Raw genomic sequence first — 21,192 nt, 5'->3', positions numbered from 1 at the left:
CTACGCCGAGTCCTCACCGTCCATCGTGACGCCGCTGAACAAGTACATCGGCTACGAGGAGGCGNCCAAGGTCGCGAAGCTGTCCCTCGCCGAGGAGAAGACGATCCGCGAGGTGGTGATCGAGCGCGGCTACATCGAGGCCGGCAAGCTCACCGAGGACCAGCTNGACGCCGCCCTCGACGTGCTCTCGATGACCCACCCGTAGGCGGTCCATCCGCCGATGATCCGCTCGTCGGTGGCTCACCCGGCGACGAGCGGCCGGACGGGCCGGCTCCGGAGGATCGCTCCGGAGCCGGCGTCCGGCGCCGTTCCCCTCGCCCGTCACCGCTCCCAGCGCACCTTCCCGCCAACGGGTGGGCGTCCGTCCCGACAACGGCGACGCGGCGGCGGCGCGGCGGGGGTCGTGGAAGACCCCCCAGACAGCCTCCACGACCCCCGCCCCAGGTCTAACGAGACGGCGGCGCGTTCGTTACGGGTGAAGGCGACACGAATTTCGAGCGGTCCCGCGAAGATCATTCGACGCCGTCGCGCGGTCGATCCGCCCCAGCGGCGTACGGCCGGCGGACCGGCTTGGCTCGGGTGTGCCACCCACCGCCGGCACGTCTCGGTCATCACAGAAGGTTTACGGGAGAACACTTTCCGTGATATCGCGTGGCTGAAACCCCCGGGGGAAAGCGCGGAGAAGAAATAAACGTAACAAGCCCGTGCAACTTGCCGATCCGCCCGCTCCGGCCAGATAGCCTCTGCTTCACCGGGAGCCGGAAAGAATGCGGGGAGGTGACGGTGTTCGACTATGACGTCCTCGTCATCGGGTCCGGACCCGGCGGGCAGAAGGCTGCGATCGCGGCAGCCAAGCTCGGCCGGCGGGTCGCGATCGTGGACAAGCGGGAGATGATCGGCGGTGTCAGCATCAACACTGGCACGATCCCGTCCAAGACGCTTCGGGAGGCCGTTCTCTATCTGACCGGCATGTCGCAGCGCGAGCTGTACGGGTCGAGCTACCGGGTCAAGGACGACATCACCGTGGGTGATCTGTCCGCCCGGACCAGGCATGTGATCAGCCGCGAAATCGATGTCATCCGCAACCAGCTCAGCCGCAACCACGTCACGCTGCTGACGGGCCTGGCGAGCTTCATCGACCCGCACACGGTGAGCGTGCGGGCGGCCGGGGACATCGAGGACCGGCGGGTCCAGGCCGAACGAATCATCATCGCCACCGGCACCCGGCCCGCGCGGCCGGACACGGTCGACTTCGACGGCCGGACGGTGGTCGACAGCGACCAGATCCTGGCCCTCGAACGGCTGCCGCGGTCGATGGTCGTCGTCGGCGCCGGAGTGATCGGCATCGAGTACGCCTCGATGTTCGCCGCGCTCGGCACCAAGGTGACGGTCGTCGAGCGGCGGGACCGCATGCTGGACTTCTGCGACGTCGAGATCGTCGAGGCCCTGAAGTACCAGTTGCGGGACCTGGCGGTGACGTTCCGCTTCCGCGAGTCGGTGGTGTCGGTCGAGCGGCACAACGGCGGGACGCTCACCCTGCTGGAGAGCGGCAAGAAGCTGCCCGCGGACACGGTGATGTACTCGGCGGGACGGCAGGGGCTCACCGACATCCTCAACCTGCCGGCGGCGGGGCTGTCCGCGGACAACCGCGGCCGGATCAAGGTCGGCTCCGACTTCCGCACCGAGGTCGAGCACATCTACGCCGTCGGCGACGTCATCGGTTTCCCGGCGCTCGCCGCGACCTCGATGGAGCAGGGCCGGTTGGCGGCGTATGCCGCGTGCGGCGAGAACGTCAACGCGATGCGGGCGGAGCTCATGCCGATCGGGATCTACACGATCCCGGAGATCTCCTACGTCGGGCGGACCGAGGACGAGCTCACCNAGCTCGCGATCCCGTTCGAGGTGGGCATCGCCCGGTACCGGGAGCTGGCCCGCGGCGCGATCCTGGGCGACTCGTACGGGATGCTGAAACTGCTGGTCAGCCCCGAGGACCGGAGCCTGCTCGGGGTGCACGTGTTCGGCACCGGCGCCACCGAACTGATCNACATCGGGCAGACGGTGATGGGGTGCAACGGCACTATCGACTACCTTGTCGACAGCGTCTTCAACTACCCGACGCTGGCCGAGTCCTACAAGGTCGCGGCGCTCGACGCGATGAACAAGATGCGAGCCGTCGCCCGCTTCAGCGGCTGATCCCTCCGCTACGGCGACCCCAGCATCAGCAGTATCAGCAGCACCCACGCACCCCCGTCGCGGGCCGAGGTACAGCTCCCGGTCCAAAGCACGCGACGGGGGACGACGGCCGCGCCGGACTCGAGTCCGGCGCCCCGAGCCCGCCGCCCCGAGCCCGCCGCCCCGAGCCCGACGGCCCGAGCACGACGCCCCGAGCCCGACGGCCCCGAGGCCGCCGCCCTACCCGGCGGACGTCGAGCTTCTCGCCGCCTTCCAGGCCAGCGTGGACAGACCCTGCACCGTGGTGATGCCCGACTGCATGCTCGGCCCGTTCTTCGTGTAGACGGCCATGATGTAGTCGCGTCCGGCGCCATGGACATGCGCCAGGCTGGTGATCACCCAGCCGCTGGTGCGGGGCAGCCAGCCGTTCTTCAGCTCCACCGCGACCCCCGCCGCAACGCCGCCGGTCAGGCCCCACCGCTGCGCCGGGATCACGGTCCGCAGCAGGCTGCTCACCGTGGCGCGCCCGGCGGCCGACAAGGTGCCCGGGTAGGCGATCGCGCGCAGCACCGCGAGCTGGTCGGCCCCGGTGGTCCGGGTCAGTCCCCACTTCCCGCCCGGGCCCGCCGTCGTCGCGTGCATGCCGAGCCGGGCGAAGAAGGCGTTCATCGCAGGGGCGCCGCCGACATCGGCCCACAGGGCGCTCGCCGCCGCGTTGTCGCTGACCGAGATCATCCGCCGGGCGAGCGCCTGCTCGCGGGCCGTGAGCCGCCCCGATGCGCCCGCCCGCTGCACGAGCGCCGTGAGGATGTCGAGCTTGACCGAACTCGCCGTCTCGTAGCCGGCGACCGCCGGGTCGGTGTAGACGGCCGTGGTGCCGGCAACCGCGTCGTACATGGCGACGCTGACGTGCCCCGGCCGGCCCGCGAGGTAGCCGCGGAACCGCGCCGCCAGGCCGCTCGACGCGGCACCGCGCACCGCCGCGATCGGTTCGACCGTGGCGAGACCGCCGGCCTGCCTGGTCGCGAGCGCGCCGTCCGTCGCCGGCGCGGCCGCACCGCCCGTCCCCACGGCCTCCACGCGACGTCGCACCAGCGCCGGGCTGATGATCCCGAGGCCCCCCGCCCGCGCGGCCGACGCCGGTGCGGACACCGCGGCGGGTGCACCGACAGCCAGCGGACCGCCGAGCCCCGCCGACCCGGGCGCCTCGCCCGCCGGCCAGTACATCACGCCACCGGCCACACCGGTGACAGTCAGCAACACCACACTCGCGCCCCATCGGCGCGCCACTCGTTCAAGCACGCCGCCTGTCTAACCAAGGCGGACCAATTTAAGAAGAGTACGGAAGAAAACGACATCAATCTTTTACCGCTACGACAAACAGAACCCGCAGGGCGACAATGATGTTTCACACTTGATGAACGCTAAGGCGTTATAGCACCATATTAGATCCCAGCTCGGCAGGGTGACATCTTTGCGCCGAAACGCAGTTACCCGAATACTCGGACGGAGGCACCGATTCCTGCCCGGCGCAGACCAGACCAGACCGGTTTCCGGGCCGATGACGGGAGAGCNNGTGGCGAGGCAGGAAGACGGGGGCGGGGCGCGGCCGGTCGGGGAGGTGGCCGGACGGCCGGCGGGGCTGTTCGTCGGCCTCACCACCCTCGACACGATCTACCTGGTCCGACACCCACCCGGGCCCGACGAGAAGATCGTCGCCGACGATCTGGTGGTCGCCGCGGGCGGCCCGGCGACGGGCGCGGCCGTGGCCTTCGCCCATCTCGGGGGTCGGGCCACGCTCGTCAGCGCGGTCGGCTCCGGGCCGCTGGCCGCCGCGGCGCGGGCGGATCTCGCCGCGCTNGGAATCCGGCATCACGACCTGCGGCCGGGAGAGCAGGTCCTGCCGGTTTCGGCGATCATGGTCAACGCGGCCGGGGAGCGGGCGGTGGTGTCGGCGCACGGCGCGCTGCCGGGCGCCGCACCGGGCGCCGCGGACGCCACGCGGGCCCTGCTCACCGGGGCGGACGTCGTCCTCGTCGACGGCCATCAGCCCGACGTCGCCGTCGGCGTCCTGGCGGCCCGCCGGGCGCGGCCGACGACAGCGACGGCCGCGCCCGCATCGGTGGCCCGCACGGCCTCGACGAGCCCGGCCGGGACGGCGAGCCCGGCCGGGTGGCCGCCCGTGGTGCTGGACGGCGGTTCCTGGAAGCCGGGGACCGAGCGGCTGCTCCCCCACGTCGACGTGGCGCTGTGCGGGTCCGCCTTCCGGCCGCCGGGCGTCGGCGGCGACCCGGACGAGGTGCTGCGTTACCTGCTGGCGCACGGGCCTTCGTTCGCCGCGGTGACTCGCGGTCCCGGTCCGGTCCGGTGGGCGACCGCCCAGGCCGGCGGGGAGGTCCGGCCCCCGGCTGTCCACGCGGTGGACACGCTCGGCGCCGGCGACGTGTTTCACGGGGCGTTCGCCTGGTCGATCGCGGGTTCGCCCGAGCTCACCACCGACGCGCTGGTGGACGCGCTGGGGGCGGCGTCGCGGGTCGCGGCCCGGTCGGTGACGAGCTTCGGCACGCGCTCCTGGCTGACCCGAGGCGAGGCGCCGCGTTGCGGGTGAGTCCTCAGCGGTCAGCGGCCAGGCGGATCCGATCGGGCGGCGGTTCGTCCGGGGGGAGCCGGACCAGGTAATCGGCGCGCGGGGCCGTCGCATCCACCAGGTGCAGATTGTTAAGATCGTTCTGTTCGACCCATTGTCGCGCGGCCGGTCCGCAGCGCCCGCCGGAGGTGTGCCGGGCGATCAGACGGGTCCGGGCGACCTCCTCGTCGACCTGGAGAAACCAGGTCTCGTCGCAGCATGCGCGCACCTGCGCCCAGGCTCCGGTACCCAGCAGCAGATAGTTCCCCTCGCAGATCACCAGCCGCACGGTGGGCGGAATCCGGTGCGCTCCCGGGACCGGCGCGTCGTGGAGGCGGCTGAACGACGGCGCGTCCACCTCCTGCGGTCCGCCGGCGCGCAGTCGGGCCAGCAGGGACGCGTAACCGGCGGCGTCGAACGTCTCGGGGGCGCCCTTGCGGTCGGCGAGGCCGAGCCGGGCGAGCGTGCCGTTCGGCAGGTGGAAGCCGTCCATCGGCGCCTGCGCGACGAGCCTCGGGCTCGTGCCGTGGCGGGCGTCGAGCTGCGTGACGAGCCAGTCGGCGAGGGTGCTCTTCCCGGCGCCCGGCGGCCCGGCGATCCCGAGCAGGACGCGCCCGCCCGCCGCCAGGAGCGTCTGCGCCCTCGCCAGCACGGCCGCCCGACCGATCAGCGCGCCGGGCCGGGCCGGCGGACGGGGATCCACCCGGTGATGGTGTCACCGGCTCGCGGCGGGGGCGATGGGGTCAGGTCGGGCGCAGCAGGCGGCGCAGGAGTTCGTCGACGGCGGCACGGGCGTGGCGGATCGCGGCGCGCTGGTTGTCGGCCCGGGCGACGAGCAGGGCGATCTCGTTCATCGAGGCGAGCAGCACGTGCGCGAACAGGTCGGCCATCGAGGCGTCGAACACGCCGTCCCGGGCGAGTTCCGCGACCGTCTGCTTGATCTTGCCGAAGGCGTGCCGCTCGTCGAGTTCCCGCCAGCGTGCCCAGCCGAGGACCCCCGGCGCGTCGATGAGCAGGATGCGCTGGACGACGGGGTCGCCCGCGATGCCGATCCAGGCCATGCAGCCCAGGCGCAGCGCCGTGGCGGGGTCGCGCGAGCTGTCGGTGCCGACGGCGGCCACCAGCCGGCGGCCCACGTCCAGCTCGACCGCCTCCAGCACCGCGTCGAACAGCGCGTCCTTGCCCTTGAAGTGGTGGTAGAGCGAACCGCGGCTCACCCCNGTCTCGGTGAGGACGGCGTCGATCGAGGTGCCCTCGTAGCCCCGCTCGGCGAACAGCCGGGTGGCGACGCCGAGCAGGTGCTCCCGGGTCGCGGCACCCCGTTCGACGTTCCTGCTGGGTGGGTTCATGGGTACCTCGTGACTCGGAGCCGACACTCCATTGTCGGCGCGTACCCGGGCCAGCAACCCCCACAAAGCGCCATCAGCACGGTCGAAAACACAAAATGTAGCAAAGCTAAAGGATTCAGCCGGCGCCCCGCTCCGCTCGCAGACGGCCTCCCACGCAGGCCACGGCACCTGCCGGGCGTGCGCGTGCGGATCATCCGGACTGCCGCCCGAGCATTCCCGCAACGTCGTAACCAGACGTTTCTCCCTACGCCGCAGCAACTTTCCCATCACGGTCATTGCGCTGCTGTGCGTCCAGGCGCCCGGCTCGGACCCGAACGTGACACCGTTGGTGTTCCACCGCAGCCGGTTCCGCCAGCTCGTGGCCCACTGACCAGGCCGCGAATCCGAATCCACGAACCCCAGCCGCCGACCCGTCCCCGGGGGTGCCCGTGCCGCCGTTCCGTCTTCCCGACCTCAATCTCGACCTGCCGATCTGCCTGACCTGCGGGGTGCAGTACGGCGCCGTGCGGGTCGACTGCCCGGTCTGCGAGGACGAGCGGCAGTACGTCGGGTGGGAGGGGCAGCGGTGGACGTCGCTGGCCCGGCTGCGCGCCGGGGGCTACCGCGGCGTGCTGCGTCCGGAGGGCGAGCGGGTGACCGGCGTCGGCGTCGAACCGAAGATCTCCATCGGGCAGCGGGCGCTGCTCGTCCAGACGGACGCCGGCAACATCCTGTGGGACTGCGTGCCCTTCCTCGACGACGAGCTCGCCGGCCGGGTCGCCGCGCTCGGCGGCGTCACCGCCATCGCGGTCAGCCATCCGCACTTCTACGGGGCGATGGTCGACTGGAGCCGGGCGTTCGGGGGCGCTCCGATCTACGTCCACGCCGCGGATGCCGACTGGCTCGGCCGGCCGGACGGCGCCGTCGAGCTGTGGTCCGGCGACGCGCTGACGATCGGCACCGGGCTGACCCTGATCAACGGCGGGGTGCACTTCGCCGGCGGCACGGTCCTGCACTGGGCGCAGGGCGAGGGCGGGCGGGGGGCGCTGTTCTCCGGCGACATCCTGCAGGTGGTCCTCGACCGCCGNTGGGTGAGCTTCATGTACAGCTACCCGAACTACATTCCGGAACGGCCCAGCGTCGTCCGCCGCGCGCTGGCCCTGCTCGAACCGTTCGACTTCGACGCCGTCTACGGCGCGTTCTGGCAGACCGTGGTCCGCGCCGACGGCCGGGCCGCCGTGCGCCGCTCCGCCGACCGCTACCTCCGCTTCGCCACCGACACCCCGTAGCCGCCATCCTGTGCGCCGGCTTGTCCCCACGCCCGCCCAGCCGGCGGGACAAATCGGACGCCGAAGCCTCCGGACAGGCGAGGGGGGTGGGCCGGTTCGGCGCCGCCTGCGAGACTTCTGGCCCGACGGCTGGACCGGCGCGGCTCCCGGAGGTCTCGATGGCNCAGCACGACCCTCTCCGCGAGGACGACCCCCGCCAGATCGGGCCGTACACGCTGCTGGAACGCATCGGTGCCGGCGGCATGGGCGTCGTCTACCTGGCACGCGACTCCGTCGGTCGGCGGGTCGCGCTGAAGATCCCGGGCAGCCTCGGCCGCGACCACCCGATCCCCCAGGCCTACGAGCGCTTCGTCGCGGAGGTCGCGACCCACCGGACGCTGACGAGCGAACGGGTGGTCCGCTTCCTCGACGCCGACGTGACCGGCCGCCCGCCCTGGGTGGCGCTCGAATACGTCCAGGGCGCCAACCTGGGCCAGGTCGTGGCCCAGGCCGGCGTCTTCCGCGACCGCTTCCTGCTGGCCCTCGCCGCCGAGCTCGCCGAGGCGGTGGCCGACATCCACGCGCACGGCATCGTCCACCGCGATCTGCACCCCGCGAACGTCATCTGTCTGCCGAACGGCATCAAGGTCATCGACTTCGGCCTGGCTCGCGTCCAGGCCGACGACGAAAGCCTCACCACCCAGGGCCCGCCCATCGGCGTCCCGGCGTTCATGGCGCCGGAACGCTTCACGGGCGTCGTCACCCGGGCCTGCGACGTCTTCGCCTGGGGATGCTGCGTGGCCTACGCCGCCGCCGGGACGCCACCGTTCCCCACTGCGACGCCTCACGACGCCTACGCCGCCGTCGCGGACTCCCCACCAGTCCTGACGAACCTGCCCGGCGACCTCGCCGACCTGGTCGGCTGGGCGCTGGCGAAGAGGCCGGCGGACCGGCCGACCGCGTCCCGGCTGGCCGCCGAGCTCCAGGAGCTGGGCGTTCCGGTGACCCGGCCAGCCGTCCGGCCCTGGCCCGCACAGGCGCTCCCGCTGATCAGCCGGGCCGTCCCCGCCACGGCCACCCGCGCCGCGGACGACTGGATCAGTGGCCCGCGCGGCGGGATCGCCTACTCGGGGATCGGCGGCTTGGGGATCGAGGAGTCGAGGACCGGGGACTCGGACCTGGTCACGACGCCGAGCAGCCCGGGCCACTCGAACCACCTGAACCACCCGAACCACCTGAACCACGGCGAGCCGGCGCCGATCGGTCCCCGCGGCGCCGGCGGAATGCTGGGGGCGGTGATCGGTGCGGCGTTGTGCCTGCTCGGCCTCGCGCTCGCGGCGGGGGGTTACCCCGCGGGCGACGTCACCGGGCCGGGCGGCGCCGGCCTGGTGGCCGCCGCGGTGGGCGTACTGGCCTTCGTCCGGACCGGCGACCGGAGCGGCGACCGGAGCGGCGACCGGACCGGCGACCGGACCGGCCGGGTCACCCCGGTCGCCCCGGTGGGCGCGCAGGCCCCACGTCCACCGGGCGGCATAACCGCCTGGTTCGTCTCCGTGACCGTCATCGCCGGCGGCGTCGCCGGCGGCGTGCTCGGTCTATTCCTCGCCCGCGAGCTGTGGGCCGGCAGCCCGCGGGCGGCCGCGGCGTCGGAGCTCGCCCTGGCCTGCTGTTTCGCGGCGGCGTTCGCGCTGTACCTGCGAGGTCCGGCCGCCGCGCGGCCGGAGCCGACCCGGTAGGCGGGGCACCCGGCCCCGCCTGCCGGGATCAGGGCACCAGGCGGGATTGGCGGGACGCCTTCGTGAGCTTCTCGCCGAGCTGGCCGGCGACCTGCCCGGGCTCGACCCAGCGGACGCGGGTGCTGACGGAGTCGGGCACGGCGAGGCTGCGGTCCTCGACGTGGAACAGGTAGGTCATCTCGTAGTGGACGTGTTCGGGTTCCCCGCGCGTCGGCGCGGCCTCGACAATCCTCGCCTCGACGTCGAAGGGGATGATCCCGTCGGGGATGACCATGTTCGTCTCCACTCCGGCACGGCGGGCGGCGAGCCCGAGCGCCGCGCCGAGCAGGGACGAGTCGCCCGCGTCCACGTGGCCGCCCGGCAGGTGCCAGGTGGACGTGGCCGAGTCCGTGATCTCAAGAACCTGCCAGTCGGGGGAAACGATCGCGGCGCGGCAGGTGACGTGAGCCGGCGTCGTGCTACGGGCTGCGATGGCAGGCCCGTGCAGGGCAAGCACGACCAAGGACCGCATGAGGTCCATCTCGTCCGGGTTCGCCTCGATGTAGCCGAGGGCCACACCGATCACCGCGTTGTTGGTGACCGCCACGCTCAGAGAACGTACAGGTGTCGGGTGCTCAACACGGAACACCGGGGCGGGACACTCCGAAGTTCGTACTGCACACATACCCTCACTCACCGTGTCGATAAACCTGGCTATATCGGAAGAAATCGGAATGCCAGTTCGGCATGTTCCTGGACTTCCTCGTCCAGTCGCGCTGGCCCNCGAGACGATGCGCGCGACGCTCGGCCACGTTCGGCGCGACGCACCCCTCCCCGTGGGCAACTCACCAGACCGCCCCGGCATCGCGACGGAGTGTGACAGTTGGTCGAGCTTCGCGGCACGCCGGCCGCAACCCCTACGGCATCCCGCACGTCGATCCATCCTTCCCGAGATCGGGTGAAGCGGACAAACAGGGCAAGTACCCGCCTGCCGGGTACCCCGCCCCTACCATCGCTAAACCTCCTTCGTGCCGCAAATCAGAAATTTTGCTCCATCTTCAGTCGAGGGTCGACCTCACCCCAGGTCAGCCCGGATACGGGCGGCCCGGGGCGGCGGAACACGCGGGCGCCGAACGCGGNGGCAACCGGCACCTGTAGGCAGCACGTTCGGGTGGCCCCGCAGCGGTTGCGGTACCCCCGGCACCGATGATCGTGACGGTCAGCCGACACCGCGGGCAGCCGGCGTCCGGCCGCGACTAGGGTCGGCGAGGACGCAACGGCAGAATGCCGACACCGGGCCGCCATCCGTCGGCACCAAGGCACATCGCCATCACGTACGCCCTCACCGGCTACCTGGAGCGATGCGACGGTTGGGCCCGGGAACCGCGGGACCAACGGGAGGACCCCACCGTGGCCGACAGTCAGGCTCTCGACGCGACGCGCCCAGGGGAGCGCCGTGCCCGTCGGGCCACGGTGCTCATGGCGGGGCTCGCCCTGACCGGGTTCGTCGGTCTGACGGCCGGTTGCGGCTCGGACGGCGTCGACCTGCCGGACCCAAGCGCCAGCGCGAGCCTGCCGACGGCGCTGCCCACGGCCCTGCCGAGCGGCCTGCCCACGGCCCTGCCGACCGCCCTGCCGACGGCCCTTCCCAGCTCGTTGTCGACGTCCATCCCCGGGGTGGGGAAGATCGATACGGTGACCGGACCGGCCGCGCTGCACGGCACCAACGTCCCCGCGGACTTCCCCCTGCCGCCCGGAGCGGGGGTGAAGGTCGGCACGACCACCGGGAAGACCTCGACGGTGACGCTGTCGGGGGTGCCCAGCNACCGGGTGGCGGCCTTCTACCGCACGGCGCTGCCGCCGGCCGGCTACCGGATCACCTCGGACGTCGGCCTTCCCGGCGTCGCCCGCGCGCTGGCCTTCACCGGGCACGGCGTCACCGGGAGCCTCGGCGCCGCGGGCCTCGGCCAGTCCAACGCGATCGCCATCGTGTTCACGAAGAACTGACGAGGCGGCCGGCGCCGCCGGGGCATCACACCGGCGCGGGGGCCAGGTCCGGCAGGTTGAAGTACCCGCGGATCTCCGTCTGAACGGCCCGCGGCTCCCGGCGGGCGTCGACGACGGCCACGAACTCCTTGCGCTGGAAGATCTCCATCACCGGCTGGGTCTTCTCGTGATAGTCACGCAGCCGCACGGCCAGTGCCTGGGGATTGTCGTCGGCCCGCCTGCGCAGCCGTGCTCCGCAGACGTCGCAGGTGTCCGGCATGACCGGCCGGCTCGCTATCAGGTTGTAGTCCAGGCCGCAGCGGGAGCACAGTCGGCGGGCCAGCACCCGCCGGTAGACCTCGTCGTCCGGGAGATCCAGATAGATGACCCCGTCGATGTCGTAGCTCTCCAGAAAGAACTCCGCCTGCCGCGCGTTGCGGGGAAATCCGTCGATGATGAAGCCGTAGTTCCAGTCGTGGTCGGCCAGCCGGGTGCGCACCACCGATTCGACGAGGTCGTCGCCGACCAGGTGGCCGGCGGCAACCGTCCGCTTCACCTGGGCGCCCAGCTTCGTGTGATTCTGTACGTTCCAGCGGAAGACGTCGCCGACGCTTATGTGGACGAGGTCGAAATCCCGTGCCAGCATCGTCGCCTGGGTTCCCTTGCCACTGCCCTGTACTCCCATGATGACGAACTTGCGCACGAAATCCCTCTCCCGCTCGAATCGCAGGTCGCACAGGTGGTCGGCCGCGGACCGTCGTCCGGTTCATTCCCTGCCGGGTACCGTATCCGCTGAACGAATGGGCCGACCCGGCAGCCACCCGCGTGAATGCGGCGTGGGCAACGACACAGATCCTGGTCAACGGCGTGACGGGCCGCGGGTGGGTGCCGAAGAACCGCGGGCAGCGGGAGGTTACGGCCACCGCCGGCAGGCCCGTCGACCCGGTGGCGCCACCCGACGGACGGCCGGCGCAGGTCCTCGACCGGCACCGAAAGGGCGGTTGTGCGAGGGCCGTCTCACCCTGATCAGGTGGCACCTGCGCGCCACCCGCGGCGGGCCGCCTGGCCCGCCGGACGGCCCGCTCAGCCCCGCGCGTAGCGGCGCGGCACCCAGGTCTGGCTGTCGATCGGGGGTCGCTTGTAGGCCTTCTCCTGCCGCGGGGGCAGCACGACGCGGTCATGCGGCACGTCGCCGTACGGCACGACCGACAGCAGATGGCTGATCAGGTTGAGCCGGGCCGTGCGCTTGTCTTCGGCGTCCACCACGTACCAGGGCGCCTCACGAATGTCGGTGTAGGCGAACATCTCGTCCTTGGCCGCCGCGAAATCCACCCAACGGGCCCGTGCCTGCAGGTCCATCGCCGACAGCTTCCACCGCTTGCCGGGATTGTCGATGCGTTCCTGGAAGCGACGCTCCTGCTCCTCGTCGCTGAGCGACAGCCAGTATTTCACCAGGACAATCCCGGAGCGGACCAGCGCCCGCTCGAGCTGCGGGCAGGTGCGCAGGAAGTCGTCGTACTCGTCGTCGGTGCAGAATCCCATCACCCGCTCGACCCCCGCCCGGTTGTACCAGCTCCGGTCGAACAGCACGATCTCGCCGGNGGCGGGCAGGTGNGCCAGGTAGCGCTGGAAGTACCACTGGGTGCGTTCCCGCTCGGTCGGCGTGCCCAGCGCGACGACCCGGCACTGGNGGGGGTTGAGCCGCTCGAGGATGCGTTTGACGGTGCCGCCCTTGCCCGCGGTGTCCCGCCCCTCGAAGACCACCACCAGCCGGAATCCGGTATGCCGGATCCATTCCTGCATCCGAACCAGCTCGGTCTGCAGGCGGTCGAGTTCCCTCTCATACTCCTTCCTGGAGACCCGGCACGGAGTGATTCCCACCGCGAGGGCCGCCGCGGTCGAGGGATCGGCCGCGGCGATCCCCGCGGGTCCGGCGGGTCCGGCGGCCTGCGGCGACCCACCGGTGCCGGCCGTGACCCCGCCGCCCTCGCCGGCCCCGTCCCCCGCCGGCCCGCCGTGTCGTCCCTGCGCCATGTCCCCACTCTCCCTGCCCTGAGCAACTCGCCCGACACGAGCAACTCGCCCGCCTCGGGATTGCCATCAGCCCATCATCGCCGCCACCGGACGCGTGGCCACCCGCTCGGCGCCGGCCGTACCGGTGCAGGACGACAATTCACTACAGAGCAGGATGTGTACGGGAATCGGGGACGTGGGGAACGGCCGCGCGGGTGGCGACCTCCCCGATTTCGGGGAGGAACGCGGGTGTCGAGGGGACTGCGGCGGGCGGTGGGTGCGGCTCTGGCCGCAGCCGCACTGACGGTCGGGCTCGGGGCGTGCGGCTCCGGTGACAAGGCGCCGGCACCGCCGGCGGAGGTCGTGCTGAACCGGGGGCAGGACACCTCGATGCCGTTCCGGACCGGCGCCGAGGGCGAGGTCCTGCTCGACGTCACCACCGCCGCGCCCGGCGTGTCGTGGGGTTCGCCGGGCAGCGAGTCGGCCGTGGTGTCCCTGTTCGTCGNCAACACCTACGCCACCGACGTCGTCATCCCCGCCTCGTTCCCGATCAAGCGGAGCCTGGCGCTGGGCCACCTCGCCGCCGGGGACCACACCCTGCGGGCGCAGTTCGCCGCCGACCGCTCGCCGCAGGCGGCCGCGTCGGCCCGGCTGACCGGCTTCACCTTCCGGACGGTCACGCCCCAGGACAACGGCTACCAGGCATTGGCGCACGCCCCGGTGGTGTACGGCCGGACGGTGCCGCTGCCCACCGCCGGTTCTCCCGACGCGGGCGCGCCGTCGTCGGCGACCGCGGCGGACCCGCTGGCCGGCGGACCGTTCCAGAACGCGATCACGGACACGCCGCTGCTGGCCTTCCACTCCNAGGCGCCGACGGCGATCTCGGGACACCGGCTGCTGACCTACTCGATGGTCTGGAGCAACGAGGACGGCGGCACGTCCGCCCCGGCGCTGATGGCGCAGTGGGGCCGCACCACCGACATCGAGTGGACCTACCAGGTGGAGATCGACGCCGCCGGCAACGCGATCCCCGGCAGCGCGGTCATCCAGGGCCCCGACCACACGACGCAGCCCTTCACCGGCCGCTCCGAGGGCGGTCACCCGCTGCTCGGGACGTGCACGCTGAACAACGGCATGTGCCAGAACCCGGACGGCCCGATGCGGTTCGCCCTGTCCGCCGCCGACACCCTCGACCCGAACGCCGACGCCCGCGAGCGGCAGATGGACCGCAACCCGTGGACCTACTGGGTGATGGCGCAGGAGGTCGCCCGCGAGGGCAAGGTCGACGAGAACAAGGCGCCGAACTCCACCACGAAGATCAGCGACCCGCGCAACTACCTCTATCTGATCATCCGTAAGAACACGGTGGGGACGCCGAACACGGAGAACAACTGGGTCGGTCTGTCGGTCGGCGTGCGGTTGTCCGGCAACGGCGAGACCTACCGGTCGAACAAGATCTATCCCCTCTGGGCGATCGAACAGGACNCCCCCGCCGCGACCGCCGTCGAGCTTCCCCCCGGCACGGTCGCCGAGGACATCTCGACGATCGAGGCCACCCGCGTCGTCGGGGCGGGCATCGACCGCGGGGCCCGCATCACGGTCGACTCGATCGAGCGGGCGTTCCTGCTCGGGCCGGACGGCGTGCCGCAGCAGTCGTTCCTGTTCACCCCGGCGAAGGCGACCCTGAGCCAGGCCGCGCCCACCGCGACCCTGTTCCGGCGCCCGCAGGGTGGTTCCTGACGCCCGCAGGGTGGTTCCTGACGCCCGCAGGGTGGTTCCTGACGCCCGCAGGGTGGTTCCTGACGCCCGCCAGGGTGGTTCCTGACACCCGCGGGCCGCACGTGAGTGCCGGCACCGCGATGCCATCCCGGTGGCGGGCCGCCACCCCCGGTAGCGCCGTCCGGCGGCACACCCGGGTGGCACCACCGTGGTGCTGCCCCGGCCGCTCGGGGGCCGCCGCTCGGGTGTGCCCGGGCGGGTCAGACGCCGGGATGCAGCGCCGGGAGCAGAGCGACGTCACCGAAGGCGGCGAGATCGGGATCGTCGAACGGCAGCCGGCCCCACAGGGCGAGCAGCACGGCGGCGGNGGGGCCACGTAGGGCGGCGTCCCCCTTGGCATGCTCCCGGGTCACGGTGACGTCGTTGCCGGCCAGCGCGACCAGCCACTCCCCCTCGACGTCGGTGAGGTGGACGTGCACGCCACCGTGAGCCAGTCCGGTGGTCGTCGCGCGGGCGCGCTCGCCGGGCAGCAGGATGGTCAGCAGCTCGTCCACGCCGTCCGCGGCCACCTCCGCCGCGGGTGGGCGAGCGGCGCCGACGGCGTTGTCGGCGTCCCAGCGATGCACGGTGAGCTCCTGGGCGAGGCGGCGGTGCCAGAACCCGGCGACCGGCGGCGCCACCCCGGTGTGGTTCCACGCCGGCCGGGCGGGATCGGTCTCGCGCAGCACGCGCAGCAGGTCGTCGAGGGAGCGCCGGTAGTAGGCGATCAGTCCCTCGTCGTCGGTGGGCGCGGGCGGATTCGGCGGCGGCGGCTCGGTCGTGCCCCGCGCCACGACGGCGCTGACGCTGTGCAGCAGGCGTCCGACGTGCCGCAGAAGGCGGCGCGAACTCCAACCCGGGCAGGTCGGCACGGGACTGTCGAGATGCTCGCTGGTCGTCGCCAGCAACGCGACGCCCTCGGCCTCGATGAGCGCGAGATGGTCCACCTGCCCGAGTCTGGCAGGGCAGACGCCCACGGGCGACGTGCTAGTTCGTCGCAACGATCTGCGCCGGCGCGCCGATCTGGGCGGCCAGCCTCGTCCAGTGGCCGTCGGCGGTGTTCAGGGCATCGGTCGTGCGCTGGAGCAGGACCGGCGGGGGCAGGGCGGTGCCGTCGAAGAGGTTCCCGCAGGCGGTGACGGCCTGGGCGTAGGCGGTGGCGCCGTCGGTCCAGGTCTGGCTGGCGGTGGCGACGGGCGGCACGCCGAGCGCACCGATCCGGTCCACGGCCTGGCCGAGCTGGACGCACGCCGGCCTCAGCGCCGTGCCGTCGGACGCCTGGATGTCCGTGCGCACCACGTTGACGGACGCCACGATCTCGTCGCGGATCCCGGCAGTGGTGGCGTACCAGGTGGCGAGCTGGGTCTTCACGTCGATGGTCGGCGGGACCACCGCGCCGGCCTCGGCCTGTGTTCCGCCGCCGCCGACGATCAGGTACACCGCGGTCACCGCACCGGCGCCGGCCACGCCCAGGATCGCGAGGCCCCGGCGGCGCTCCTGGCGGGACAGTTCCTCCCAGTTGCGGTAATCGTTACGGCGCCGGCGCACGGATCCCCCACATCGCGAGAAGTAACCGACAGAACAGACGCCCGAATCAACCCGGACGTTGCGCCCGGGTCGCCGCCGGCCGGCCCCGAGACCTCTCCGACCGCCCCGCCGCTCCCGGCCAGATCCACCCCTCGCCGGACCGCGATCGCATCCCCGCCGGACCGCGATCGCACCCCGCCGAGCCCACGCCGGGCGCCACCCTCGCGCCACCCCGCGGTGGGTCGCCGGAGCACTCGACGATGTTTGTCACATTTTCGATTCGGCCGTGCCCGGACCGCCGCGAACGTATGCCGAGTGAGAACGGCCGTGCACCAGCCAATGCAGATGCGCGTTCCGTGGGCTGTCCGTCGGACACCGCCGAGAAAAAATTCGGCTGTTTCGATGGACAAGACGACGGGAAGGCGCACGATATCGGAGGGGCCATCCACGGCGTCGGCGTGCATCGTGGCGCATCGCCGGCCCGGCCGGAGGGACCAGGCGACGATCATTTCGGCAACGACATCCAGCGACGCGAATGTGCGCGCCCGGCGCGATGACCTGCCGAACCATGTGTCGCCATCACGGGTGGCCGCTGGAAAACATGCATAAGGGGGCGTGAATGGTCGAGGGTGGGCCGTACTGGTGGGAATCCACATCCTTGCCGGACCGGGCGGCGGACGACGACGACGCCGCCGCCTGGGCCGTGGTCGTGCTCGGGGGCCCGGGCGGGCGGGTGCGCGGGGTGGTCGGCCCGTTCCGCAGCCCGGGCTACGCGCACAAGTACGCGCACGACGAGGGATTGCGGGAGTGGCTCGTCGTCCCCGCCCTGTGTCTGACGCTGCCGGCCAGCCAGCAGGCCGCCGGCGTCGCGGTGCTGTGAGACGCCCCTCCCAGTAACCGCCCCTGCCCGCCGTCGGGCCGGCCGGCGGGCAGAATCAGTGGCCATGTCGGAACGGATCATCGAGAACTATCTCATCGACATGGACGGCGTTCTCGTCCACGAGGAACACCCGATTGCCGGGGCGGACGCGTTTATCGCCGGCGTCATCGCCTCGGGCCTCGGCTTTCTGGTACTGACGAACAACTCGATCTACACGGCCCGCGATCTGTCGGCGCGACTGTCCCGCTCGGGCCTGGAGATCCCGCCTGAGCGAATCTGGACCTCCGCGCTCGCCACCGCGCTGTTCCTGCACACGCAGCGGCCGGGCGGCTCGGCGTATGTCGTCGGCGAGGCGGGGCTCACCACGGCGCTGCACGACATCGGATATGTGCTCAGCGACAGCTCGCCGGATTATGTGGTGCTCGGGGAAACCCGGACCTACAGCTTCGAGGCGATCACGCGGGCGATCCGGCTGGTGCGCGACGGCGCCCNCTTCATCGCGACGAACCCCGATCCGACCGGACCGTCGGTCGAGGGGCTCCTTCCGGCGACCGGCGCCGTCGCCGCCATGATCACCAAGGCGACCGGGGTCACCCCGTACTTCGTCGGCAAGCCGAACCCGTTGATGATGCGCAGCGCCCTGAACACCCTGTCCGCGCACAGCGAGACGACGGTGGTGATCGGCGACCGGATGGACACCGACGTGGTCGCCGGCCTGGAGGCCGGGATGGACACCGTGCTCGTGCTCTCCGGCATCACGACGCACGCCGACATCGAGCGGTTCCCCTACCGCCCGACCGCGGTCGTGGACAGCATCGCCCGGATCCCGGTCGGGCGGGACGTCCACACCATCGACGGGGCGCCCACCGCGCCGGCCCGCCGCCCGGCCCCGGCAGCCGCCCCCGACGACGCGGAACCACGCCACGCCACCCAGAGCTGATCCCACGGCCTCAGGCTGATCCGCCGCGCTCGGCGAAGGCGATGACCGGCCGGTGGCCCAGACCACCGGCCGCTGTCAGCCGTCCGCGGTCAGCCGTCCGCGGTTGCGACGCCCACCGGGCAGGACAGCCCGGTGCCGCCGAGGCCGCAGTAGCCGTAGGGATTCTTGGCGTCCGACAGGTACTGCTGGTGGTACTCCTCCGCAAGGTAGAACGGGCCCGCCGGGGCGATCTCGGTGGTGATCGGGCCGAAGCCCGCGCCCTGCAGGACCTTCTCGAACCCGTCCCGGCTCGCGCCGGCCGCCACCGCCTGCGCCTCGGACGTCGTGTAGATCGCCGAGCGGTACTGGGTGCCCACGTCGTTGCCCTGGCGCATGCCCTGGGTCGGGTCGTGCCCCTCCCAGAACACCTTCAGCAACTCGGCGTAGGAGACCTTCGCCGGGTCGAACACGACCAGCACGGCCTCGGTGTGCCCGGTCTGCCCGGAACACACCTCTTCGTACGTCGGGTTGGGGGTGGATCCGCCGGCGTAGCCGACCGCGGTCGTGTACACGCCGGGCACCTGCCAGAACGCGCGCTCCGCGCCCCAGAAGCAGCCAAGGCCGAACACGGCCGTGTCCAGCCCGTCCGGGAACGGCCCGGTGAACGAGGTGCCGAGGACGGTGTGCCGGGAGTCGCCCACGAAAACCGGGCGATCCCGGCCGGGGAGCGCCTCCTCGGGCGTGGGCAGCGTGGTCTTATGGCGACCGAAGAACATCTGTGCCACCTCCGGTGAGTGTCTCCTCTGACAACCATCCAGGGCGGCCGGGCGTTCCCGCGGCCCGCCGGCGCCCGGCCGGATCCGCGGACTGGACCCCGGACCGGGCCACCACGCGGGCCCGGTCCGGGTGCGGCGCGTCAGAGAACCAGGTCCTCCAGCATCGTGGTCACGAGCGCCGCGATCGGCGAACGCTCCGAGCGGGTGAGCGTGACGTGCGCGAACAGCGGGTGACCCTTGAGCGTCTCGATGACCGACGCGACCCCGTCATGCCGACCGACCCGCAGGTTGTCGCGCTGCGCCACGTCGTGCGTGAGCACCACCCGAGAGCCCTGCCCCAGCCGGGACAGCACGGTGAGCAGGACTCCACGCTCCAGCGACTGCGCCTCGTCGACGATCACGAAGGCGTCGTGCAGGGACCGCNCGCGGATGTGGGTGAGCGGGAGCACCTCCAGCATCCCCCGGTCGACGACTTCCTCGATCACCTCCTGGGAGACCAGGGCACCGAGGGTGTCGAACACGGCCTGCGCCCAGGGCGCCATCTTCTCGTTCTCGCTGCCCGGCAGGTAACCGAGCTCCTGACCGCCGACGGCGTAGAGCGGCCGGAAGACGACGACCCGCCGGTGGGCCCGGCGCTCCATCACCGCCTCCAGACCCGCGCACAGGGCCAGCGCCGACTTGCCGGTGCCGGCCCGACCGCCGAGCGAGACGATGCCGACGTCCGGGTCGAGCAGTAGGTCGAGCGCCACCCGCTGCTCCGCGGACCGCCCGTGCAGCCCGAACGCGTCCCGGTCCCCGCGCACCAGCCGGACCTGCTTGTCCGCCGTGACCCGGCCGAGCGCCGAGGCGCTGCCGCCTGCCGTGGTGAGCACCAGACCCGTGTGGCAGGGCAGATCGGCGGCCTCCAGGATCTCCGTGTACTCACGGGAGTAGAGCCGGTCGAGGTCCTCCTGGGCGACGGTGAGCTCCGCCATGCCGGAGAAGCCGGTGTCCACCGGCGACAACGCCTGGTACTCCTCCGCCGGCAGCCCCAGCACCGAGGCCTTGACCCNCAGCGGAAGGTCCTTGGTGACCAGCACGACGTCCGCGCCCTCGCGGGCGAGGTTCATCGCGACACACAGGATCCGCGAGTCGTTCGTGTCCACCCGGAACCCCGGTGGAAGCACCGCCGCGTCGGTGTGATTAAGTTCCACCCGAAGCGTTCCCCCACCCGCCAGCGGGATGGGCTGGTCGAGGCGACCGTGCCGAATGCGCAGGTCGTCCAGCAGGCGCAGGGCCTCCCGGGCGAACCAGCCCAGCTCCGGGTGGTTCCTCTTGCCCTCCAGCTCCCCTATGACGACGAGGGGGAGCACGACATTGTGCTCCGCGAACCGCAGCAGCGCGCCAGGATCAGAAAGCAGCACGCTTGTGTCGACGACATGCGTTCGTGGCACACGCCCACCCGCTTACTCGGAGGTAGTCCGGGACCGACCCCTCCAGGAGCCGGGCACCGGCCTCCTGGTGTAGTCGCGCTTGCGGCACCGAGGGGCCTCCCGAGAGGTCCGGCACCACGCCGGACCACGGCTTGAGACGCTAGGGCTCTCACGGTAGCTGCCACCTCCCAGGATGGCGACCCACTTCGAGCAACACGTTGCGTTAAGAACGGGAAACGTTTTGCCTCCTCGGGTGCCTACTGTGTCCCTTTCGGTGACATAGCGCCCCGATCGTGACGCCCCGCAGCAGNCCTCCTCCCCAGGGCGCCGGCCAGCACTCACCGACCTTCCCGCAAGCCGCACCACATCCAGACCACAAGATCAATAGAGTCGCACCCGAGCAACAACCCCGTCACGCGGTCGATCCCCGCCCCAAGCCCGGAGCACCATCCCCCGGAACCCATCAGAAGTGATCAACCTCCCCGCACGGCAGCAATCGCTGGAGGTTGATCACCACCCCAGGCCCTCGGCCCGCCATCAACCTCCAGCAGTTCCGCTCCCCTCCAGATTGTCGAGGTGTGGAGGTGGGGCTCATCGTTCCCGTCGAGGTCAGGCAGCCGGGCGCGGTTCCGCGGAACACTGTGATCTTCGGCTGCGCGGCGTAGGACCGGTGGGGTCGGGGCCCGGCAGGGGATGGAGACCCGCACGGCAGGGCCACGGGGGCCGGCGGGCGGAGCGGGCAGCCGGAAGCAGGGGGCGCGTCCTCCCGGCCGCGAAGGCGGAAAGGCGTCACGGAGAGGTGAGGAAATCAC

The 21,192-nt window shown here is 71.9% G+C and carries 12 protein-coding genes and 19 pseudogenes; 15 read left to right on the top strand and 16 right to left on the bottom strand.

All coding sequences use genetic code 11. The features are described from left to right. The 5 pseudogenes from FF86_RS40175 to FF86_RS40160 form a co-directional block, all read left to right on the top strand. Window positions 1–64: pseudogene (locus FF86_RS40175) on the top strand (hypothetical protein); the annotation flags it as partial. A 1-nt stretch (window position 65) separates the two neighbouring features. Further along, window positions 66–165 (top strand): annotated as a pseudogene (locus tag FF86_RS40170) (hypothetical protein); the annotation flags it as partial. A 618-nt stretch (window positions 166–783) separates the two neighbouring features. Further along, a pseudogene (gene sthA / locus FF86_RS04305) lies at window positions 784–1,881 on the top strand (Si-specific NAD(P)(+) transhydrogenase); the annotation flags it as partial. A 1-nt stretch (window position 1,882) separates the two neighbouring features. Continuing rightward, window positions 1,883–2,043, top strand: a pseudogene (locus FF86_RS40165) (Si-specific NAD(P)(+) transhydrogenase); the annotation flags it as partial. A 1-nt stretch (window position 2,044) separates the two neighbouring features. Next, a pseudogene (locus tag FF86_RS40160) lies at window positions 2,045–2,193 on the top strand (Si-specific NAD(P)(+) transhydrogenase); the annotation flags it as partial. 219 nt (window positions 2,194–2,412) lie between these two features. Here the strand turns inward: FF86_RS40160 and FF86_RS04300 are convergent. After that, entirely contained in the window at window positions 2,413–3,435 is a 1,023-nt protein-coding gene (locus FF86_RS04300) for a serine hydrolase (RefSeq protein WP_242418158.1), read from the bottom strand. A 313-nt stretch (window positions 3,436–3,748) separates the two neighbouring features. Between FF86_RS04300 and FF86_RS40155 the strand changes: the two are divergent. Together FF86_RS40155 and FF86_RS04295 are read left to right on the top strand one after the other, a co-directional pair. Beyond that, window positions 3,749–4,032, top strand: a pseudogene (locus tag FF86_RS40155) (sugar kinase); the annotation flags it as partial. Between the two features lies 1 nt (window position 4,033). Then, window positions 4,034–4,780: PfkB family carbohydrate kinase (locus tag FF86_RS04295; protein ID WP_242418157.1), on the top strand; the 747-nt coding region annotated here is incomplete at its 5' end. A 4-nt stretch (window positions 4,781–4,784) separates the two neighbouring features. Here FF86_RS04295 and FF86_RS04290 read toward each other — a convergent pair. The 3 genes and pseudogenes from FF86_RS04290 to FF86_RS40150 all read right to left on the bottom strand — a co-directional run. Next, window positions 4,785–5,501, bottom strand: coding sequence for a nucleoside/nucleotide kinase family protein (locus tag FF86_RS04290; RefSeq protein ID WP_044883426.1), 717 nt, complete (start codon window positions 5,499–5,501; stop codon window positions 4,785–4,787). A 40-nt stretch (window positions 5,502–5,541) separates the two neighbouring features. Next, window positions 5,542–6,018, bottom strand: a pseudogene (locus FF86_RS61855) (TetR/AcrR family transcriptional regulator); the annotation flags it as partial. A 1-nt stretch (window position 6,019) separates the two neighbouring features. After that, window positions 6,020–6,147: pseudogene (locus FF86_RS40150) on the bottom strand (TetR family transcriptional regulator); the annotation flags it as partial. 422 nt (window positions 6,148–6,569) lie between these two features. Between FF86_RS40150 and FF86_RS40145 the strand changes: the two are divergent. The 3 genes and pseudogenes from FF86_RS40145 to FF86_RS04275 all read left to right on the top strand — a co-directional run. After that, window positions 6,570–7,213, top strand: a pseudogene (locus FF86_RS40145) (MBL fold metallo-hydrolase); the annotation flags it as partial. 1 nt (window position 7,214) lies between these two features. After that, window positions 7,215–7,415, top strand: a pseudogene (locus tag FF86_RS40140) (MBL fold metallo-hydrolase); the annotation flags it as partial. A gap of 164 nt (window positions 7,416–7,579) precedes the next feature. Continuing rightward, on the top strand, window positions 7,580–9,130 hold a 1,551-nt coding region (locus tag FF86_RS04275), incomplete at its 5' end, for a serine/threonine-protein kinase (RefSeq protein ID WP_242418156.1). A gap of 28 nt (window positions 9,131–9,158) precedes the next feature. Here the strand turns inward: FF86_RS04275 and FF86_RS04270 are convergent. From FF86_RS04270 to FF86_RS40125, 5 genes and pseudogenes are all read right to left on the bottom strand, one after another. After that, complete coding sequence (locus tag FF86_RS04270) at window positions 9,159–9,716, bottom strand: NUDIX domain-containing protein (RefSeq protein WP_236705473.1); 558 nt, start codon at window positions 9,714–9,716, stop codon at window positions 9,159–9,161. 1,425 nt (window positions 9,717–11,141) lie between these two features. Further along, entirely contained in the window at window positions 11,142–11,798 is a 657-nt protein-coding gene (locus FF86_RS04260) for a nucleoside monophosphate kinase (protein WP_044883423.1), read from the bottom strand. 380 nt (window positions 11,799–12,178) lie between these two features. Then, window positions 12,179–12,696, bottom strand: a pseudogene (locus FF86_RS40135) (polyphosphate kinase 2); the annotation flags it as partial. Window positions 12,697–12,710: 14 nt separating this feature from the next. After that, window positions 12,711–12,785 (bottom strand): annotated as a pseudogene (locus FF86_RS40130) (hypothetical protein); the annotation flags it as partial. 1 nt (window position 12,786) lies between these two features. Beyond that, window positions 12,787–13,129, bottom strand: a pseudogene (locus FF86_RS40125) (polyphosphate kinase 2); the annotation flags it as partial. Between the two features lie 844 nt (window positions 13,130–13,973). Here FF86_RS40125 and FF86_RS40115 point away from each other — a divergent pair. Both FF86_RS40115 and FF86_RS40110 read left to right on the top strand, forming a co-directional pair. Then, window positions 13,974–14,593 (top strand): annotated as a pseudogene (locus FF86_RS40115) (hypothetical protein); the annotation flags it as partial. 1 nt (window position 14,594) lies between these two features. Then, window positions 14,595–14,848, top strand: a pseudogene (locus FF86_RS40110) (hypothetical protein); the annotation flags it as partial. Between the two features lie 239 nt (window positions 14,849–15,087). Here the strand turns inward: FF86_RS40110 and FF86_RS40105 are convergent. From FF86_RS40105 to FF86_RS04240, 3 genes and pseudogenes are all read right to left on the bottom strand, one after another. After that, window positions 15,088–15,194: pseudogene (locus FF86_RS40105) on the bottom strand (maleylpyruvate isomerase family mycothiol-dependent enzyme); the annotation flags it as partial. Window position 15,195: 1 nt separating this feature from the next. Further along, window positions 15,196–15,843 (bottom strand): maleylpyruvate isomerase family mycothiol-dependent enzyme (locus FF86_RS04245; RefSeq protein WP_242418155.1); only part of this gene is annotated, 648 nt, incomplete at its 3' end. A gap of 10 nt (window positions 15,844–15,853) precedes the next feature. Further along, a complete protein-coding gene (locus FF86_RS04240; protein WP_044883420.1) occupies window positions 15,854–16,414 on the bottom strand; it encodes a hypothetical protein in 561 nt (186 codons plus the stop codon). Between the two features lie 598 nt (window positions 16,415–17,012). Between FF86_RS04240 and FF86_RS04235 the strand changes: the two genes are divergently transcribed. From FF86_RS04235 to FF86_RS40095, 3 genes and pseudogenes are all read left to right on the top strand, one after another. Then, window positions 17,013–17,273: a hypothetical protein gene (locus FF86_RS04235; RefSeq protein WP_128423252.1), complete on the top strand. Its 261-nt coding sequence runs from the start codon at window positions 17,013–17,015 to the stop codon at window positions 17,271–17,273. 64 nt (window positions 17,274–17,337) lie between these two features. Beyond that, window positions 17,338–17,764 (top strand): annotated as a pseudogene (locus FF86_RS40100) (TIGR01457 family HAD-type hydrolase); the annotation flags it as partial. Between the two features lies 1 nt (window position 17,765). Continuing rightward, on the top strand, window positions 17,766–18,213 hold a 448-nt coding region (locus FF86_RS40095; protein ID WP_242418154.1), incomplete at its 5' end, for an HAD hydrolase-like protein. Between the two features lie 89 nt (window positions 18,214–18,302). Here the strand turns inward: FF86_RS40095 and msrA are convergent. The 4 genes and pseudogenes from msrA to FF86_RS40080 form a co-directional block, all read right to left on the bottom strand. Further along, window positions 18,303–18,968 carry a peptide-methionine (S)-S-oxide reductase MsrA gene (gene msrA, locus FF86_RS04225; protein ID WP_044883417.1) on the bottom strand — a complete coding sequence of 222 codons (666 nt, stop codon included), beginning with the start codon at window positions 18,966–18,968 and terminating at the stop codon, window positions 18,303–18,305. A gap of 140 nt (window positions 18,969–19,108) precedes the next feature. Beyond that, a pseudogene (locus tag FF86_RS40090) lies at window positions 19,109–19,391 on the bottom strand (PhoH family protein); the annotation flags it as partial. A gap of 1 nt (window position 19,392) precedes the next feature. Further along, window positions 19,393–20,019: pseudogene (locus FF86_RS40085) on the bottom strand (PhoH family protein); the annotation flags it as partial. A gap of 1 nt (window position 20,020) precedes the next feature. After that, window positions 20,021–20,401 (bottom strand): PIN domain-containing protein (locus FF86_RS40080; RefSeq protein WP_242418153.1); only part of this gene is annotated, 381 nt, incomplete at its 3' end. Window positions 20,402–21,192 lie beyond the last annotated feature (791 nt).

Source organism: Frankia sp. CpI1-P, from assembly GCF_001421075.1.
Lineage (GTDB): Bacteria > Actinomycetota > Actinomycetes > Frankiales > Frankiaceae > Frankia > Frankia torreyi.
This window is presented reverse-complemented; position numbering and strand designations above follow the sequence as displayed.

Bases quoted from the DNA above. Each gene is read 5' to 3' on its own strand.
- FF86_RS04235 (WP_128423252.1), top strand. From the start codon at position 17,013: ATGGTCGAGGGTGGGCCGTACTGGTGGGAATCCACATCCTTGCCGGAC.
- msrA (WP_044883417.1), bottom strand. From the start codon at position 18,968: ATGTTCTTCGGTCGCCATAAGACCACGCTGCCCACGCCCGAGGAGGCG.